The organism is Micromonospora sp. CPCC 205561, from assembly GCF_036906775.1.
GTDB lineage: Bacteria > Actinomycetota > Actinomycetes > Mycobacteriales > Micromonosporaceae > Micromonospora.
Window position 1 is genome coordinate 12978 of the sequence record NZ_JBAKHV010000048.1, and the last position, 15827, is coordinate 28804.

Below are 15827 nucleotides of genomic sequence, written 5' to 3' on the forward strand. Positions count from 1 at the left end.
AGATGCCCCATCACGAGGAGCGGCACGAGGAGCTGCCGGCGCTCGGTCAACCCCCGGAGGGCCAGGACACCCTGCCCGAGCCGGACTTCGCCAACGAACACGACCGCACCGCCGTCGACCGGGACATCATCACCGGCGCCGACGCCGACGAGCGCGAGCCGGAGACGTCCCGCGGCTGGGCCGGCGAGGACCACGGCACGACCCCGACCTGATCGCCGCACCGACACGACGAGGGGGGCCGGCGAACCGCCGGCCCCCCTCCCGTCGCGCGCTCAGTCCTCGTCGTGCCCGTCGCCCTCGGCGGCCCGCTGGGCCACCGCGTACGCCATCTGGAGGAAGTCGGAGACGGCCACGGCGGTCAGCGCGGTGGCCACCAGCCGGGTCAGCCGGGGGGCGAGCACCAGCCCGCCGGTCAGCCCGGTGGCGACCCAGACGGCCAGGCAGAACGGGCAGCTCAGCAGCTCCCCGATCGCGTGCCGGGTGGAGCTGCCCTGGTCCCGGACCTGTTCCATCACCTCGCCGCTGCCGATCGGCTTGTCGTACCGGGTGAAGGGCGCGCGCAGCGGGCTGGTAACCGCGTCCTTGGTGAGCAGCCGGCTCAGCTTGTGGGTGGCGATGCCGAGCAGCACCACGTCGGCCGGCGCGGGCCGCTCCGGCACCGGTCGGCCGGTCACCTTCACCAGCCCGGCGATCCCGGCGGCCACTCCCGTGTAGGTGCCCATCGACACCAGATACCCGCCGAGCGGGCGATGCTCGTGGGGCGCGTACGCCTGGCGCAGTCGCGCCACCTTTTCCTTCAGGGCGGTCACCCGGTCTCCTCGATGTCTGGTTCGTGCGGTCCGGCCTCAGCCGGCCTGCAGGTTGTCGGCCACCTCGCGGGCCAGGCTGTCCAACGCCTGGTCGGCGAGCCCCACGGCGTCCGGCCCGCCGGTCAGGTCGAGGCGCGCCCGGGCGCCACCGGCCTGGGCGGGCTCCACCCGGATCTCGGCCGACCAATCGTCGGCCGCGCTCCACCGGGCCCGTAGCTCCTCGGCGCTGACCTCCTCCGCCGGGCTGCCGTCGACCCGCAGCGGCTCGGGCAGCCACGCCGACGCCCGGGCCGGATCGGTGGCGGTGCTGAACACCACCTCCGGCGGCGCGGACATGCCGCGCTCGGCGGACGCCATCACGCGTCCCGCAGCCGGTGCGGGTCGACCTCGCGCCCGGGGTGGCGGGCGAGGTACTCGGTCTCCAGCTCCGCAGTGCGCCGCAGGTGGTTGGCGAGCGCGGAGTCCGAAGCGTGCCGGAGGGTGTCCAGGCGGGTGCGGTGCAGGCTCTGCATCTCCCGGATCAGGTCCTCGTCGTCCAGCTCGGCCGGGTCCACGCCGAGCAGCTCGCCGGGCGAGTCCGCCTCGCCCGAGGCCCTGTCGTGGACGTTGTCGCCGTCCCACTCGGGCATCCGCTGCTCCGGGCTGCCGAAGTCGTCCTGCCGTACCGATCCCGTCATGATCGACCCCCTGGTCTGGTTTGGCCTCGCGTCTAGACGGATGCCCACACCGGATGGCACCAAACCATCCGTGACTACGACACCCCGTCGGAGACTCCCGCGCCCCCCGGTACTCTCGATGCCATGAAACGGCTCTGGACCCCGGCGTGGATCGCGCGCCACGTGGCCATGGTCGTGCTGGTCACCGCCTTCCTGGGGCTGGGCTGGTGGCAGGTCAGCCGGGCCGCCGCCGGCAACGCGATCAGCTGGGGTTACGCCGTCGAGTGGCCGATCTTCGCGGGCTTCGTGGTCTTCGTGTGGTGGCGCGAGGTCCGGCACACGCTGCGCGGGCCGGCTACGTCTCCCGACCAGGCGTCGGCCGCCGCCGCGACGCGCACGGCCGAGGCTCCGGCGGGCACCGCGACGCGCCCGGTCGTACGCCGGCCGGTGCGGGTCGCGCGCGCGGCCGGCACCGCCGCCGTCGGCGAGGACGCCGACCTGGCCGCGTACAACCGCTATTTGCAATGGTTGAACGACAATCCGGGCGCCAAGCCCGGCGACTACCCCGGCTGAGACCGGGGACGAAGGGACGGACGACGGTGGGCGCAGCGCTGACCCGGTACCGCGTGATCGCCTGGATCGTGGGCGTGGCGCTGATCCTGCTGGTCGTGATCGGCATGCCGATGAAGTACGGCTTCGACAACCCGATCCTGGTGGAGACCGTGGGGCAGGCGCACGGCTTCCTCTACATGGTCTACCTGGTCGCCGCCTTCGACCTGTCCCGCCGGGCGGGCTGGGCGCTGAAGCGGATGGTCCTGGTGATGCTGGCCGGCACCGTGCCGTTCGTCTCCTTCTACGCCGAACGCCGGGTCAGCGGCTGGCTGACCGCCGAGCGGGCCGAGCGCACCCCGGAGCCGGTCGCCGGCTGACCGGGCCCGACCGGACGGCCGCCCCGGGCGGCGCCGGGCGCCCGGGGGGGTCACCGGTTCGGCCGCCACGGGTCGACCGTGGCGAGCGGGTCCTCCCAGCCGCCGTACCGGTGCATCTCGCGGGCCCGGCGCAGGGCCCGGGCGACCTGGCCGAACTGCCGCTCGTCGTCGCTGCTGAACAGCAGCACCCGCTCGCCCCGGCGCCGGCCCCACAGCTCGTACGCCGGCGGTCGCCACCGGTCCCCCGCCACCGCGACCAGCACCGGCAGCAGGAAGACCGCGCCGAGGAGGAGGTACGCGCCGGCGGTGAGCCGCTGCAACCCTCCGCTGAAGCCGAGCAGGAGCCCGACCCCGCCGATCATCGCCCCGGTCACGGCGACGGCCCGCATCGCCACCGGGTCGTGCGGGCCGCGCCCCGTCTGCAGGTCGGTCAGCTCGGTCACCTGCCAGCTGTTGCGTCCGACGGTGAACCGGTCGACCGTCACGATGATCCCGGGCCGGGCGTAGAGGAGCGTGTTCCTCCCCGGGGCCACCCGGGGTGGCCACGTCCGTCGTGTGGTGCCCTGAGGGTTCACGGCTGCACCTCCCGCGGCTGGTGTGCCGGGGGCGCCCTCGCCGACGGTCGCGCATCGGTGCTGGCCGACGGGATTCCCGGCTCCGCGGTTCATTCTGTGACCCAGGCGCCAGGAGGGGTGGGGATTCACCGCCCGAGGTCCGCGTGCTCGGGCGGGTGTCCGCCCGGTAAGGCCGCCCGAGTCGGGCTTGTCGGTCATAACCACCCAGCCTCCGCCGACATCCGCCGACAACGACGAATGCCGCGTACCGCCCCGAACGCGACGAGAAGCGCGTCCGCGAAGCGTGCTCGCGTGTCCGCGCCGGTCGGCGGGTTCCGCCACTCGGCCAACATTCGCCCCTGCTTCAACTGCGCATCACTCCTGCCCCGGGATAGGTTGTCCGGGCCGGACCCGGTCTATCGCCGTCCACCAGGACGCACCGGCCCGGTGTCGCCGAGGGCGTCAGCAGCCCGCGGCGGCCGGTGGGAGAGGAGCCTTCCGCTCTTGTCGTCCCTCAGGAAAACGCTGCGCGCCGTGGCGGTCGCCGTGGTGTCGGCCACGCTGCTCGCGCCGGCGGTGCCGGCCCGGGCCGAACCGTCCCCCGCCGAGCTGACCCGGCGCATCGAGAAGTCCTCCACCGAGCTGGAGAAGGTGGTCGAGGCGTACAACAAGCTCCGCGAGGAGATCAAGACCAACCAGGCCGCCGTGGCGCGGCTGCAGACCCGGATCGGCCCGCTGGAGCAGGAGACCGAGCGCAGCCGGGCGGACGTCGGCGAGCTGGCCGTCACGGCCTACAAGACCGGCAGCAACCTGACCGCCGCGGACGCGTTGCTGCGCCCGGGTGGCGCCGACACCCTGCTGGAGCGCATCGGCATGCTCGACCAGCTCACCCGGCAGCGGCAGGAGAAGATCTCGACCTTCACCGGCAACCAGCGCAAGCTGATCGGCCAGAAGACCCAGCTGGAGGTCACGCTGGGCCGGCAGGCGGTCCAGGCGCGCGAGATGACCGCCGCGAAGAAGCGGATCGAGCGGGACCTGGCCGGGCTCTACGAGCTGCGCCGCCAGGCGTACGGGAGCGCCACCGAGAAGCCCGCCCCCCGACCCGACGCGGCGAACGACGCGCCGGCGATCTCCGGCCGGGCCGGCGTCGCGGTGCGGTACGCGTACGGCGCGATCGGCAAGCCGTACGTCTGGGCCGCCGACGGGCCGAACGGCTACGACTGCTCGGGCCTGACCTCGGCGGCCTGGCGGGCGGCCGGCAAGTCCCTGCCGCACAACACCCGGATGCAGTGGGGCGCGGTCGCCCACATCGGCCGGGGCGAGCTGCGCCCCGGCGACCTCGTCTTCTACAGCGGGCTCGGGCACGTCGCCCTCTACGTGGGCGGCGGCCAGGTGATCGACGCGCCGAGCGCCGGGCGCAACGTGCTCAAACGGGGCATGAACCTGATGCCCATCCAGGGCTACGGCCGGGTCCGCTGAGCCGAGCACGGTCACGACGGCGAACGGCCGGCGCCCCCAATCGGACGCCGGCCGTTCGCCGCTTTCCTACCCTGCTCAGGCCGCCTGGAGGCCTTCGGCCCGGGCCAGCTCGCGGAGCCGGCCGAGCGCCTGGATCTCCAGCTGCCGGATCCGCTCCCGGGAGAGCGAGAAGCGCGAGGCCACCTCGGTCAGGGAGTGCTCACGGCCGTCCTCCAGCCCGTAGCGGGCCCGCATGATGCCGGCCGAACGGTCGTCGAGGTGGTTGAGCAGCCCCTCGATCCGCTGCCGCTCCAGCCCGGTGAGCACGATCTCCTCCGGCGACGGCGCGTCGCTGTCGGCGACCAGGTCACCCAGGTTGGTGTCGCCGTCGTCGCCCACCGGGGTGTCCAGCGAGACGGTGTCCTGCGACCAGCGGACCAGCTCGTTGACCCGCTCGACGGTGACCCCGAGGGACGCCGCGATCTGCTCCGGCTCCGGGTCGCCGCCCAGCTCGCGGGTCAGCTGACGCGCCACGTTGCGCATCCGGTTGACGTCCTCGACCAGGTGCACCGGCAGTCGCACGGTGCGCTCCTGTTGGGCGATCGCCCGGCTGATCGCCTGGCGGATCCACCAGGTCGCGTAGGTGGAGAACTTGTAGCCGCGCACGTAGTCGAACTTCTCGACCGCCCGCACCAGGCCGGTGTTGCCCTCCTGGATCAGGTCGAGCATGGGCATGCCCGAGCGGACGTAGCGGCGGGCGATCGACACGACCAGCCGCAGGTTGGCCCGGATGAACAGGTCCTTGGCCCGCTCGCCCTCGGCCACCAGCCGCTCCAGGTCGTCCCGCTCGAACCCGGCGGGTACGCGCTCCTCGCCCAGCAGGTGCTCCGCGTAGAGGCCGGCCTCGATCGCCTTGGAGAGATCGACCTCCTTGGCGGCGTCCAGCAGCGGCGTCCGGGAGATCTCGTGAAGGTAGACGCCGACCAGGTCGCGCTCCTCGGCAACCTCGTCGGTTCGCATGCCGATGTTCTTGTCCACGTTGCCCACGGTCCCCTCGCTAGCGCCGGTTGCCCGGTTCCTTGCCATCCCCACGTCCATCAGCCCTCCCCCGTAACTTCCGCTGTGCCCACCGGTGCTGACACCTACACAACAGTTGAGACGCGTCGGGGATTCCATGTCGTGAGTCGAAGTTGTCACGAATGCCTGATAATCCGCTGAGAGCGCGGTCCATGTTTGCTGTCAGCACCCCAGGTGGCGGCTCTTCGGCGGGCACCCCACGGGGGCGGCGGACACCCGCGTCGCCGCTTGCCGGAACATGGCAACACCGTCCGCCCCACGGCCGCAGCGACCCGGGTCACCGCCGCGCTGCGATGCCGGTCACTGTCGAACACCCGTCGACGGACCGGTCGGTTCATCCACGCCCTTGGTAATACCCCGCCCCTGGGGGAACAATCCGCGCCGCGGATCCATGCCGGTACGTGACGGGGCTCGCAGGGGTGGCCGGGAGGCGGCCGGCGGGGCCGGGCCGATTCAGGAGGCGAGCAGGGCCAGGGCGCCGCGGACCTGGTCGGCCGCGCGCGCCAGGGCGGCCCGCGCGGCGGATACCTCGACCCCGGAGACGAGCGAGACCAGCGCGGCCTTCATGTCGCCGTCGGCCTCGTTGAGCGCCCGCCGGCAGATCTCCTCCGAGCAGCCCGTGGCCTCGATCAGGATCGAGATCATCCGGCCCCGGAGCTTGGCGTTGGTGGCCACCATGTCGATCATGAGATTCGAGTAGACCCGGCCCAGCCGGACCATCACGGCCGTGGAGAAGGTGTTCAGCACCAGCTTCTGCGCGGTGCCCGCCTTCATCCGGGTCGATCCGGTGACGACCTCCGGCCCGGTGTCCACGCCGATGAAGACGTCCACCGACCCCGCGGCCTTCGCCTCCGGGTTGGCGCAGAGCAGCACGGTCGCGGCCTCCTTGGCCCGCGAAGCGGCGAGCGCCCCCAGGACGTACGGCGTGCGCCCGCTGGCGGCGAGTCCGACCACCAGGTCGCCGGCCCGGACGCACTCCGCGGCCTCGGCCGCGCCGCCCCGGTCGTCGTCCTCGGCGTCCTCGACCGCCCGCCACATGGCCGCCGGCCCGCCGGCGATGTGGGCGCAGAACCAGTGCCGGGGGGAGTTGAAGGTGGGGGCGAGCTCGGCCGCGTCGAGCACGCCGAGGCGGCCGGAGGTGCCCGCCCCGAAGTAGTGCACCCGGTGCCCGCCGCGCAGGGCGGTCACCGCCAGGTCCACCGTCGCGGCGATCTCGTCGAGGACGGCCGCGACCGCCGCGGGCACCCGGCGGTCCGCCTCGTTGATCACCGAGAGCACGTCCCGGGTCGACATCAGGTCGAGGTCGGCGCTGAGCGGGTTGCGCCGCTCCGTCGGCGCGCCGACCCGGATCACCGGCCGGGCCGCCACCGGGGTCGTCGTCCCGTGGGGTTCCACCGCACCCGCCGTCATGACCGCCTCCGTCCCGGGCCGACCCGGCGCGACCGGACCGCCTCGGCTGTCGCCTCGAGCGCCTTCCTGGCCCGGGACCGGTTGCGTGCGGCCACCCCGACGAAGAGGCAGTCGACGACCGTGAGCTGGGCCAGCCGGCTCGCCATCGCGCCGGAGCGGTAGGTGGTCTCGCGGGCGGCCGTGGTGAGCACGAAGTCGGCCACCTCGGTGATCGGCGACCGGGGGAAGTTGGTCAGCGCCACCGTGGCGGCGCCGCGGGCCCGCGCCTGCTCGAGCACCTCGACCACGTCGGAGGTGGTGCCGGTGTGCGAGATGCCGACCGCGACGTCTCCCCGCCCGAGCAGCGCGGCCGACGTCAGGGCGGTGTGCACGTCGGGGAAGTAGAAGGCGGTGCGCCCGATGCGGTGCAGCTTCTGCTGGAAGTCGGAGGCGACGAAGCCGCTGGCGCCCGCGCCGTAGACGTCGATCCGGCCGGCCCCCGCGATGGCGTCGACGACCTGCTCGCAGATCGCCGGATCGAGCTGCTCCGCCGTCTCCTCGACGGCCCGCGCGTCGTTGAAGGCGATGGTCGCGATGATCTGGGCGAGGTCGGCCCCGGGCGGGATGTCGCCGCCGACGACCCGGGCGTCCGGCGGTTCGATCCGGCGGGCGGCCTCGGCCGCGAGCCGGATCCGCAGCTGCGGGTAGCCGTTCATGCCGACCGAGCGGCAGAACCGGATGACGGTCGCCTCGGACGTCTCGGCGGCGGTGGCGAGGTCGGTGATGGTCCGACGCGCGGCGTCCGCCGGGTCGGCGACCACCAGCCGGGCGACCCGCTGCTCGGCCGGCGACAACGACGGGAGCAGGCCGCTGACGTGGACGATCAGCCCACCCGGCTCGTGACTCGCAGAAATCTTCGGACTCTTCGCCACGGATGAAACTTACTTTCACGAAGCGTGAGCGTCAACCATGACTCCCCGTATTCGGGAAAGTACTGCCCGCCCGGGCCCGCCGTCGGGTCCAGCGTGCCACCCCGAGCCGCCGCCGTCTCCCCCCGCCGGGTCGCGGCGGCTCAGGCGGTCAGCCCTCCCGCCGCGACCGGTTCCACGCCCGTCGGCGCGGGCGCGAGGCCCGGCCGAGCGGATCCGCGCCCGTCGGCGGCCGGGAACCGGACCGGCTCGGCGCGGCCGTCGACCATCCAGTCCGCGAGATGGTCCCGGATCTGCCGGGAGACCTCCTCGGGCGGACGCCCGGCGTCGACCACCACGAAGGTGGGGTACTCCGGCAGGCTCCGGTACGCCGCGTCCGCCGCGGCCAGATATCCCATGCTCTCGTGGTCGGTGCCGCGCTGCTCGATCCGCCGGTACGCCTCGGCGGGGTCGACGGCGAGCAGGAACGTCACCTGCGGTCGCGGGAACATCCGGTAGCCGACCCGGGCCAGCCGCTCCCAGCGCTGCCCCCCGTGCGCGCGGATGCTCGCGTACTGGCAGGCGGAGTAGCGGTCCATCACGGCGACCCGGCCGGTGGCCAGGCAGGCGAGCAGTGCGGCGGCGATGGCGAGCCAGCGCAGCACGGACTCCACCGCCAGCAGGCCGCCGCGCCCGACGAGCCGCTGCGCGTCCGGCCGGCCGAGTCGGTGCGCCAGCCGGCCCAGCCAGCGCCGGCCGCCGGCGTTGCGGTGGTAGGTGGCGGGGCGTCCCGCCGCGGTCAGCGCGTCGGCGAGCTGGCGCGCCTGGGTGGTCTTGCCCGAGCCGTCGATGCCGATCAGGGCGACGGCACGCAATCGGGCCCTGCCGCGCCGCGCCTGCGGTGATCTGGACACTCTGCACAGGCTATCCGACCCGCGCTCGCGTCCCCGGAGATTTGTGCCGCCTCCTCCCGGTTGTGACCACCCGTGCCTCCTGCCAGGTGTGGCCCACCGGCAAGCCGGGTACCGAAGTTGGATCAGCCGCCCACGACCGTCGACGGGAGACGCCAATGGCAGAGCGCGGGGACGAGAGCCTGGTGCACACGTTGAAGAAGGTCGCCGCCGTGCTCAAGCAGGAAGAGATTCCCTTCGCGCTCGGAGGCAGCTTCGCCGTGTACGCCCACGGGGGTCACTCCAGTGAGCACGACGTCGACTTCCTGATCCGCGAGGTCGACGTGGAACGCTCCCTGGAGGCCCTGGTCGCGGCGGGCTTCACCGCCGAGCGGCCGCCGGAGGACTGGCTGGTCAAGGTCTTCGACGACGGCCGCATGGTGGACCTGATCCACCGGCCCATCGAGACCCCGGTCACCGAGGAGACGTTCGCCGACACGGTCGTCCGGCCGGTCGACGCGATCCACATGCCGGTCCTCTCCGCCTCCCAGCTGATGGTGCACAAGCTGCTCAGCTTCTCGCAGCACTACTGCGACTTCGCCCGCGGGCTGCCGTTGGCCCGCTCGCTGCGGGAGCAGATCGACTGGGAACGGGTACGCAAGGAGACGCAGCACTCGCCGTACGCGGAGGCGTTCCTGGTGCTGCTGGACCGGCTGGACGTGGTGCCGCAATCCGGCACCCCGGAGGGAGAGGGGACACCGTGACCGAGCACCGCGACGTCGCCACCGGGCCGCCCGACGAGTACGTCGAGGCCGAGGTCCACCGGATGCTCACCGAGGATCCGGACGTGGCCGAGCAGGGGATCACCGTGGTCCGCAGCGAACGCGGCCTCGTGCTCTACGGCGAGGTGGAGAGCCCGCAGCGTCGGGAGGAGATCCTGCGCCGGGTGGCGGCGCGCTTCCCGGACGTGCCGGTCACCAGCGACATCGGGGTGATCCGCGCGCAGGCGCCCACGGAGATCGAGCAACTGCCCTGAGGAGGGTTCCATGGTGATCCGCATCGCCGCCGTGGGCGACGTGCATCTGGACGAGGACGTGGTCGGCCGGTTCCGGCCGGCACTGGACGAACTGCCCGAGCACGCCGACGTGCTGCTGCTCGCCGGCGACCTCACCCGGCACGGCATTGAGGCCGAGGCCCGGTGCGTGGCCACCGAGTTCGGCGGGCTCGGCGTGCCGGTGGTGACGGTGCTGGGCAACCACGACCACCAGTGCGACCAGGTGCCGCAGGTGGTGAAGGTGTTGGAGGAGGCCGGGATCACGGTGCTGGAGGGCGACGGGGTCGTGCTGGAGTGCGCCGGCGGCCGGCTCGGCGTCGCCGGGGTGAAGGGGTTCGGCGGGGGTTTCGCCGGCCGCTGCGCCAGCGACTTCGGCGAGCCGGAGATGAAGGCGTTCGTCCGGACCACCACGCAGAGCGCCGACGCCCTCTCCGCCGCGCTGCGCGGCCTGGACTGCGACGTGCTGGTGGCGCTGACCCACTACTCCCCGGTGCCGGACACGCTCGCCGGTGAACCGCTGGAGATCTACCCGTTCCTGGGGTCGTACCAGCTCGGTCAGGCGATCGACTCGGCGCCGACCGCGCTGGCCCTGCACGGGCACGCGCACGCCGGCAGCGAGCGGGGCACCACGCCCGGCGGGGTCCGCGTCCGCAACGTCGCCCACCCCGTGATCAAGCAGGCCTACAGCGTCTTCCACCTGGGCGAGCACCTCGATCAAGAGCAGGTTTCCCGCGTCGGCGGCTCGGGTATTCAGCAACCATGGAGCTGATTCTCTGGATTCTCGCAGTCGTACTCGTGGTCGCCGGCATCCTCGCGCTGTTCCGGCGGCAGATCCTGTGGGGCGTGGTCCTCATCGTGGTCGGCCTGCTCGTCGGGCCGGGTGGTGTGAGCATCTTCAATTGACGAGGCGGCTACAGGCCGCCGATCGAGGACCCACCGGGGTCGTCGTGACCGGAGCTCCGTCCTCCCGACAGGGGCGCCCGGACATGACGACCCCGGTGTTCGTGTCTGGAGGGCTCCCCGGGGTTTACCGCCGCCAGCAGCGGAGACATCTCGACCATGGAGCTTGCTCGGGGGGCCGGCCGGACGGGCGCCGACCGTAGGGGTGGCGCACGGCGGTGGTGGGCCCTGCTCGGCTTCGGGGCGGCCGTCTTCGTCGCCGCCGCGATCGGCGGGCTCGGCGTGCGGGGCACCTCGGCCGAGTACGCCAGCCTGGAACAGCCCGCCTGGGCTCCCCCGTCCTGGCTCTTCGGCCCGGTCTGGAGCCTGCTCTACGCGCTGATCGCCGTGGCCGGGTGGCTGGTCTGGCGCCGCGTCGGCTTCGGCCCGGCCCTCTGGGCCTGGGTCGTCCAGCTGGTGCTCAACGCGATCTGGACGCCGCTCTTCTTCGGCGCCGGCCGCTACGGCCTGGCGTTCGCCGAGATCCTGCTGATGTGGGTGGCGATCGGCGTGACGACCGCGCTCTTCCGGAGGGTCTCCCGCCCGGCGGCGCTGCTGATGCTGCCGTACTGGGCCTGGGTCACCTTCGCCGCCGCGCTGAACTTCGCGATCTGGCGGCTGAACGGCTGACCGGCGGCGGGCCGGGCGGCGACGGCACGGGGCCCCGGGCACGCCCGGAGCCCCGTCACCCGCTCAGCAGCGGGGCACGCCGGGGATGTACCCGTCGTGGCCGGTGTAGACGTACGCGTCGGAGATGAAGCGGCCGGAGCCGATCCGGTCCCAGATCGTGCTGGTGCCGTAGGTGCCGGTGACGCTGGTGCCGCTGGTCTGGCACTGGATGGTCACCCGGGCGCCGTCCGCCACGGTGCCCACGGCGGAGTACCCGGTGCCCGGCCCGGAGCGGACGGTCAGCGGCGTCCCGCTGGTGTCGACCGTGCCGGCGCCGCCGCTGCTGCCGCAACCGTTGTCGCTGGAGTAGTTCTTCGTGCCCCAGTAGAGGGCGAGCGCCCCGTTGAACCGCACCTGGATGTCGGCGCCGTTGAGGCGCTGCTCGTAGTGCAGGTGGGGGCCGGTGGAGCCACCGGTGCTGCCGACCCAGCCGATGACCTTGCCGTAGCCGACCGACTGCCCCACCGAGACGTTGAAGCCGTTGAGGTGGGCGTAGTAGGTGCTGTACCCACCGCCGTGGTTGATCCGCACGTACTTTCCGTAACTGGTGCCGCCGAGGTCGGTGACCCGGTCGACGGTGCCGGGCGCGCTCGCCACCACCGGGTCGCCGAGGTCGTCGGTGCGGTTGAAGTCGAGCGAGTACGCCGGGCTGTGGTTGGTCCGGGTCTGCCCGGACCAGGACTGCCCGCACGGGAACGGGACCTTGAACGTGGGGGCGGCCATCGCCGGGGCCGCCGGCACCAGCACGCCCGCCACCAGCAGACCAGCCGCCAGCAGGCCGAACCACCGCTTGCCCATCCAACACCTCCTATGTCGAAATCCTTCGATCGGGTTGTGTCAGCGTGACAGAAAATGCCATCGATGGAAAGGGCTGAATTCCCGCGTGGGAGCGCGCCCATTAGGGGGCCTACGGGTTTCCGGATTGTTACTCGCTCGTGTCCGGTTAGGGGTGGACCGCACCAGATGCAAACGCTTACATGTGGTGACGCCCATCGGACCGGCGCGGGTTCGATCCCTGACGCGCCGGCAAGGAAGGAGAACGGCATGGCGTTTGCCAGATCACGCCAGGCTTTCGCGATCGCCGGCGTACTGGGGCTGGCGCTGAGCGCCACGGCCTGCGGCACCGGCAACGACAAGAAGAGCGACTCCGCGGGGGGCTCCGCGGAGTGCGCCGCATACGAGAAGTACGGCGACAACGACGGCAAGAAGGTCACGATCTACTCGTCGATCCGGGACGTCGAGGCCGACCGCCTCGCGGAGTCCTGGAAGCAGTTCGAGGACTGCACCGGCATCGAGATCGACCACGAGGGCAGCGGCGAGTTCGAGGCCCAGCTCCCGGTCCGCGTCGACGGCGGCAACGCCCCCGACCTCGCGTTCATCCCGCAGCCGGGTCTGCTCAAGCGCTTCGTCGACTCGGGCAAGCTCAAGCCCACCAGCGCCGACACCAAGAAGATGGCCGAGGAGAACTACCCGGCCGACTGGCTGAAGTACAGCACCGTCAACGGCCAGTTCTACGGCGCCCCGCTCGGCTCCAACGTGAAGTCCTTCGTGTGGTACTCGCCGAAGACCTTCAAGGAGAAGGGCTGGACGGTCCCGACCACCTGGGACGAACTGATCAAGCTCAGCGACCAGATCGCGGCGGCCGGCACCAAGCCGTGGTGCGCCGGCATCGAGTCCGGTGAGGGCACCGGCTGGCCGGCCACCGACTGGGTCGAGGACCTCATGCTGCGGACGCAGACCCCCGAGGTCTACGACCAGTGGGTCTCCCACGGCATCCCGTTCAACGACCCGAAGGTCGCCGAGGCCCTCGACCGGGCCGGCACCATCCTCAAGAACGAGAAGTACGTCAACGGCGGCTTCGGCGGTGTGAAGAGCATCGCCACCACCTCCTTCCAGGAGGCCGGCGTGCCGGTGACCACCGGCAAGTGCGCGCTGCACCGCCAGGCGTCCTTCTACGCCAACCAGTGGCCGAAGGGCACCAAGGTGGCCGAGGACGGCGACGTCTTCGCGTTCTACTTCCCGGCCATCGACGCCAGCAAGGGCAAGCCGGTGCTGGGCGGCGGCGAGTTCGTCGCGGCCTTCGCCGACCGTCCCGAGATCCAGGCCGTGCAGACCTACCTCGCCTCGGGTGAGTACGCCAACAGCCGGGCCAAGATCGGTGACTGGGTGTCGGCGAACAACAAGCTCGACCTGGCCAACGTCGCCAACCCCGTCGACAAGCTCTCCGTCCAGATCCTCCAGGACAAGTCCACCGTCTTCCGCTTCGACGGTTCGGACCTGATGCCGGCGGCCGTCGGCGCGGGGACGTTCTGGAAGGGCATGGTCGCGTGGATCAACGGCAAGGACACCAAGACGGTCCTCGACGGCATCGAGGGCAGCTGGAAGTGATCTGAACCGGGTGGGCCGGTCCGCGCACGCGGGCCGGCCCACCCGGCTGATCAGAGACCTGGGAGGGTCGATGGAGTTCGACTTCGCTGCGGAACAGCCGAAGTTCCTCATGCTGATGTACGGGCTGGTCGCCTTCGTCGCGGTGGTGGGCGGTCTGCTCCTGCTCCTCGACGTGGTGCCGGCCTGGTTCGCCCGCCGACGGGAGGGGCAGATCATCGCCGCCGCCGCGAGCGGCGCCCCGCTCCCCCGCCGGCGCAAGCCACGGGAGGGCCTGTTCGCGCTCTTCTTCCTGCTGCCGACGCTGCTGCTGCTCACCATCGGGCTGGTGGTCCCGGCCATCCGCACCACGCTGCTCTCGTTGATGGACGCGAGCGGCAACGACTGGGTCGGGCTGCGCAACTACGGCTGGATGTTCTCCGAGGACTCGATCGTCCGGGTGCTCGTCAACACCCTGGTCTGGGTGCTCCTCGTCCCGCTCGTGGCCACGTCGTTCGGCCTGCTCTACGCCGTGATGGTGGACAAGGCCCGGTTCGAGGCGGTGGCCAAGTCGCTGATCTTCCTGCCGATGGCGATCTCCTTCGTGGGCGCGAGCATCATCTGGAAGTTCGTCTACGCCTACCGGGGCGAGGGACAGGAGCAGATCGGCCTGCTCAACCAGATCGTGGTCAGCCTCGGTGGCGAACCGAGGCAGTGGCTGCTGGACTCGCCGCTGAACACGCTGCTGCTGATCGTGATCATGGTCTGGATCCAGGCCGGCTTCGCGATGGTGGTGCTCTCCGCCGCGATCAAGGCGATCCCCGCCGACATCGTGGAGGCGGCCCGGCTCGACGGGGTCACCCCGTGGCAGATGTTCTGGCAGATCACCATGCCGAGCATCCGGCCGGCGCTGATCGTGGTCGTGGTGACGCTGTCGATCGCCACCCTCAAGGTCTTCGACATCGTCCGGACGTCGACCAACGGCAACTACGACACCAGCGTGATCGCCAACGAGATGTACAACCAGGCGTTCCGGTACGGCCAGAACGGGCAGGGCTCGGCGCTGGCGGTCTTCCTGTTCATCCTGGTGATCCCGATCGTGATCTACCAGATCCGCAACCTCCGTCAGCAGCGGGAGGGCTGAGATGACCACCGCAACGCCCACCGTCGCCGCCGGCACCCAGAAGACCGACGGCCGTGGCACCAGCACCGCCGGACGGGTCCGCAGGCGGCTGAACAGCCGCACCGCGACCCTCGTCTCGATCGTCATCGCGATGCTCTGGACCATCCCCACCTTCGGCCTGTTCATCTCCTCGGTCCGGCCGGAGGACGAGATCAAGAGCAGCGGGTGGTGGAACTTCTTCACCAACCCGTCGTTCACCCTGGAGAACTACCAGGAGGTGCTGTTCGGGCGCTCCTCGTCGTCGGGGCAGCTCGCCAGCTACTTCATCAACTCGCTGGCGATCACCATTCCGTCGGTGCTCTTCCCGCTCGCCTTCGCGGCCCTCGCCGCGTACGCGCTGGCCTGGATCAACTTCCGGGGCCGGGACTGGATGTACATCGCGATCTTCGCGCTGCAGATCGTGCCGCTTCAGATGGCCCTGGTGCCGCTGCTGAAGTTCTTCTCGACCGGCGTCACCATCGGCGGGGTCACCGTCATGCCGGCCTGGGACCTGGTCGACGAACAGAAGTTCGCGCAGGTGTGGTTCGCGCACACCTGCTTCGCGCTGCCGTTCGCCGTCTTCCTGCTGCACAACTTCATCTCGCAACTGCCCGGGGAGCTGATGGAGTCGGCCCGGGTCGACGGGGCCACCCACCCGAAGATCTTCCGCTCGATCGTGCTGCCGCTGATCACCCCGGCGCTGGCCGCGTTCGGCATCTTCCAGTTCCTCTGGGTCTGGAACGACCTGCTGGTCGCGCTGATCTTCGCCGGTGGCGGCAACGAGACCGCTCCGCTCACCGTCCGGCTGGCCGAGATGGCCGGCACCCGGGGCAACGAGTGGCAGCGGCTCACCGCCGGCGCGTTCGTCTCGATCGTCGTACCGATGATCGTCTTTCTGTCCCTCCAGCGCTTCTTCGTGCGCGGCCTGCTCGCCGGCAGCGTCAAGGGCTGAGGCGTCTCCGCCGCCGC

At 71.6% G+C, this 15827-nt stretch carries 21 protein-coding genes; 12 read left to right on the forward strand and 9 right to left on the reverse strand.

The genetic code is table 11. The annotated features are described in order from the left end of the window. The first annotated feature begins 2 nt into the window (after nucleotides 1-2). Complete coding sequence (locus V6V16_RS21875) at nucleotides 3-212, forward strand: hypothetical protein (RefSeq protein ID WP_334564830.1); 210 nt, start codon at nucleotides 3-5, stop codon at nucleotides 210-212. 60 nt (nucleotides 213-272) lie between these two features. Here the strand turns inward: V6V16_RS21875 and V6V16_RS21880 are convergent, their stop codons facing one another. The 3 genes from V6V16_RS21880 to V6V16_RS21890 are packed head-to-tail and all read right to left on the reverse strand — an operon-like array spanning nucleotide 273 to nucleotide 1489. Further along, entirely contained in the window at nucleotides 273-809 is a 537-nt protein-coding gene (locus V6V16_RS21880) for a DUF1360 domain-containing protein (protein ID WP_334564832.1), read from the reverse strand. Between the two features lie 36 nt (nucleotides 810-845). Next, nucleotides 846-1166: a hypothetical protein gene (locus tag V6V16_RS21885; protein ID WP_334564833.1), complete on the reverse strand. Its 321-nt coding sequence runs from the start codon at nucleotides 1164-1166 to the stop codon at nucleotides 846-848. Next, the gene (locus V6V16_RS21890; RefSeq protein ID WP_334564889.1) at nucleotides 1166-1489 is read right to left on the reverse strand and encodes a DUF6158 family protein; all 324 of its coding nucleotides are present in this window, start codon (nucleotides 1487-1489) and stop codon (nucleotides 1166-1168) included. The genes V6V16_RS21885 and V6V16_RS21890 overlap by 1 nt, the downstream gene beginning before the upstream one ends. Nucleotides 1490-1609: 120 nt before the next feature. Here V6V16_RS21890 and V6V16_RS21895 point away from each other — a divergent pair, with 120 nt between their 5' ends. Continuing rightward, on the forward strand, nucleotides 1610-2038 hold the full coding sequence (locus V6V16_RS21895; protein ID WP_334564835.1) for a hypothetical protein: 429 nt from the start codon (nucleotides 1610-1612) through the stop codon (nucleotides 2036-2038). A gap of 26 nt (nucleotides 2039-2064) precedes the next feature. Further along, nucleotides 2065-2394 carry a DUF3817 domain-containing protein gene (locus tag V6V16_RS21900; RefSeq protein ID WP_334564837.1) on the forward strand — a complete coding sequence of 110 codons (330 nt, stop codon included), beginning with the start codon at nucleotides 2065-2067 and terminating at the stop codon, nucleotides 2392-2394. Between the two features lie 50 nt (nucleotides 2395-2444). Here V6V16_RS21900 and V6V16_RS21905 read toward each other — a convergent pair whose 3' ends face one another. After that, nucleotides 2445-2927, reverse strand: coding sequence for a DUF6232 family protein (locus tag V6V16_RS21905; protein WP_334564839.1), 483 nt, complete (start codon nucleotides 2925-2927; stop codon nucleotides 2445-2447). Nucleotides 2928-3452: 525 nt separating this feature from the next. Here V6V16_RS21905 and V6V16_RS21910 point away from each other — a divergent pair. Beyond that, nucleotides 3453-4427: a C40 family peptidase gene (locus V6V16_RS21910; protein WP_334564841.1), complete on the forward strand. Its 975-nt coding sequence runs from the start codon at nucleotides 3453-3455 to the stop codon at nucleotides 4425-4427. 75 nt (nucleotides 4428-4502) lie between these two features. Here V6V16_RS21910 and V6V16_RS21915 read toward each other — a convergent pair whose 3' ends face one another. The 4 genes from V6V16_RS21915 to V6V16_RS21930 all read right to left on the reverse strand — a co-directional run bounded on the left by V6V16_RS21915 (nucleotide 4503) and on the right by V6V16_RS21930 (nucleotide 8694). After that, nucleotides 4503-5492 carry a sigma-70 family RNA polymerase sigma factor gene (locus tag V6V16_RS21915; RefSeq protein WP_334564890.1) on the reverse strand — a complete coding sequence of 330 codons (990 nt, stop codon included), beginning with the start codon at nucleotides 5490-5492 and terminating at the stop codon, nucleotides 4503-4505. A 444-nt stretch (nucleotides 5493-5936) separates the two neighbouring features. After that, nucleotides 5937-6893 (reverse strand): N-acetylmuramic acid 6-phosphate etherase, encoded by a 957-nt coding sequence (locus tag V6V16_RS21920; protein ID WP_334564843.1) that lies wholly within the window; start codon nucleotides 6891-6893, stop codon nucleotides 5937-5939. After that, nucleotides 6890-7804, reverse strand: coding sequence for a MurR/RpiR family transcriptional regulator (locus tag V6V16_RS21925; RefSeq protein ID WP_334564845.1), 915 nt, complete (start codon nucleotides 7802-7804; stop codon nucleotides 6890-6892). Before V6V16_RS21925 ends, V6V16_RS21920 begins: the two co-directional genes overlap by 4 nt. Before the next feature lie 140 nt (nucleotides 7805-7944). Continuing rightward, on the reverse strand, nucleotides 7945-8694 hold the full coding sequence (locus tag V6V16_RS21930) for a dTMP kinase (RefSeq protein WP_334564847.1): 750 nt from the start codon (nucleotides 8692-8694) through the stop codon (nucleotides 7945-7947). Nucleotides 8695-8849: 155 nt separating this feature from the next. On the opposite strand from V6V16_RS21930, the gene V6V16_RS21935 reads away from it, so the two are divergent. The 5 genes from V6V16_RS21935 to V6V16_RS21955 all read left to right on the forward strand — a co-directional run bounded on the left by V6V16_RS21935 (nucleotide 8850) and on the right by V6V16_RS21955 (nucleotide 11293). Further along, on the forward strand, nucleotides 8850-9434 hold the full coding sequence (locus V6V16_RS21935; RefSeq protein ID WP_334564849.1) for a nucleotidyltransferase: 585 nt from the start codon (nucleotides 8850-8852) through the stop codon (nucleotides 9432-9434). Further along, nucleotides 9431-9706, forward strand: a complete 276-nt coding sequence (locus tag V6V16_RS21940; protein WP_334564850.1) for a hypothetical protein — start codon at nucleotides 9431-9433, stop codon at nucleotides 9704-9706. The genes V6V16_RS21935 and V6V16_RS21940 overlap by 4 nt, the downstream gene beginning before the upstream one ends. 10 nt (nucleotides 9707-9716) lie before the next feature. Continuing rightward, entirely contained in the window at nucleotides 9717-10493 is a 777-nt protein-coding gene (locus V6V16_RS21945; protein ID WP_334564852.1) for a metallophosphoesterase family protein, read from the forward strand. Then, entirely contained in the window at nucleotides 10484-10627 is a 144-nt protein-coding gene (locus tag V6V16_RS21950; protein WP_165947907.1) for a GPGG-motif small membrane protein, read from the forward strand. The genes V6V16_RS21945 and V6V16_RS21950 overlap by 10 nt, the downstream gene beginning before the upstream one ends. Before the next feature lie 156 nt (nucleotides 10628-10783). Further along, nucleotides 10784-11293, forward strand: a complete 510-nt coding sequence (locus V6V16_RS21955) for a TspO/MBR family protein (protein ID WP_334564854.1) — start codon at nucleotides 10784-10786, stop codon at nucleotides 11291-11293. 63 nt (nucleotides 11294-11356) lie between these two features. Here the strand turns inward: V6V16_RS21955 and V6V16_RS21960 are convergent, their stop codons facing one another. Beyond that, complete coding sequence (locus tag V6V16_RS21960) at nucleotides 11357-12130, reverse strand: M23 family metallopeptidase (RefSeq protein ID WP_334564856.1); 774 nt, start codon at nucleotides 12128-12130, stop codon at nucleotides 11357-11359. A gap of 246 nt (nucleotides 12131-12376) precedes the next feature. Here V6V16_RS21960 and V6V16_RS21965 point away from each other — a divergent pair, with 246 nt between their 5' ends. The 3 genes from V6V16_RS21965 (at nucleotide 12377) to V6V16_RS21975 (ending at nucleotide 15810) form a co-directional block, all read left to right on the forward strand. Next, on the forward strand, nucleotides 12377-13720 hold the full coding sequence (locus V6V16_RS21965) for an ABC transporter substrate-binding protein (protein WP_334564858.1): 1344 nt from the start codon (nucleotides 12377-12379) through the stop codon (nucleotides 13718-13720). Nucleotides 13721-13790: 70 nt separating this feature from the next. Further along, nucleotides 13791-14840, forward strand: a complete 1050-nt coding sequence (locus V6V16_RS21970; RefSeq protein ID WP_334564860.1) for a carbohydrate ABC transporter permease — start codon at nucleotides 13791-13793, stop codon at nucleotides 14838-14840. Nucleotide 14841: 1 nt separating this feature from the next. Beyond that, nucleotides 14842-15810 (forward strand): carbohydrate ABC transporter permease, encoded by a 969-nt coding sequence (locus tag V6V16_RS21975; protein WP_334564862.1) that lies wholly within the window; start codon nucleotides 14842-14844, stop codon nucleotides 15808-15810. Nucleotides 15811-15827 lie beyond the last annotated feature (17 nt).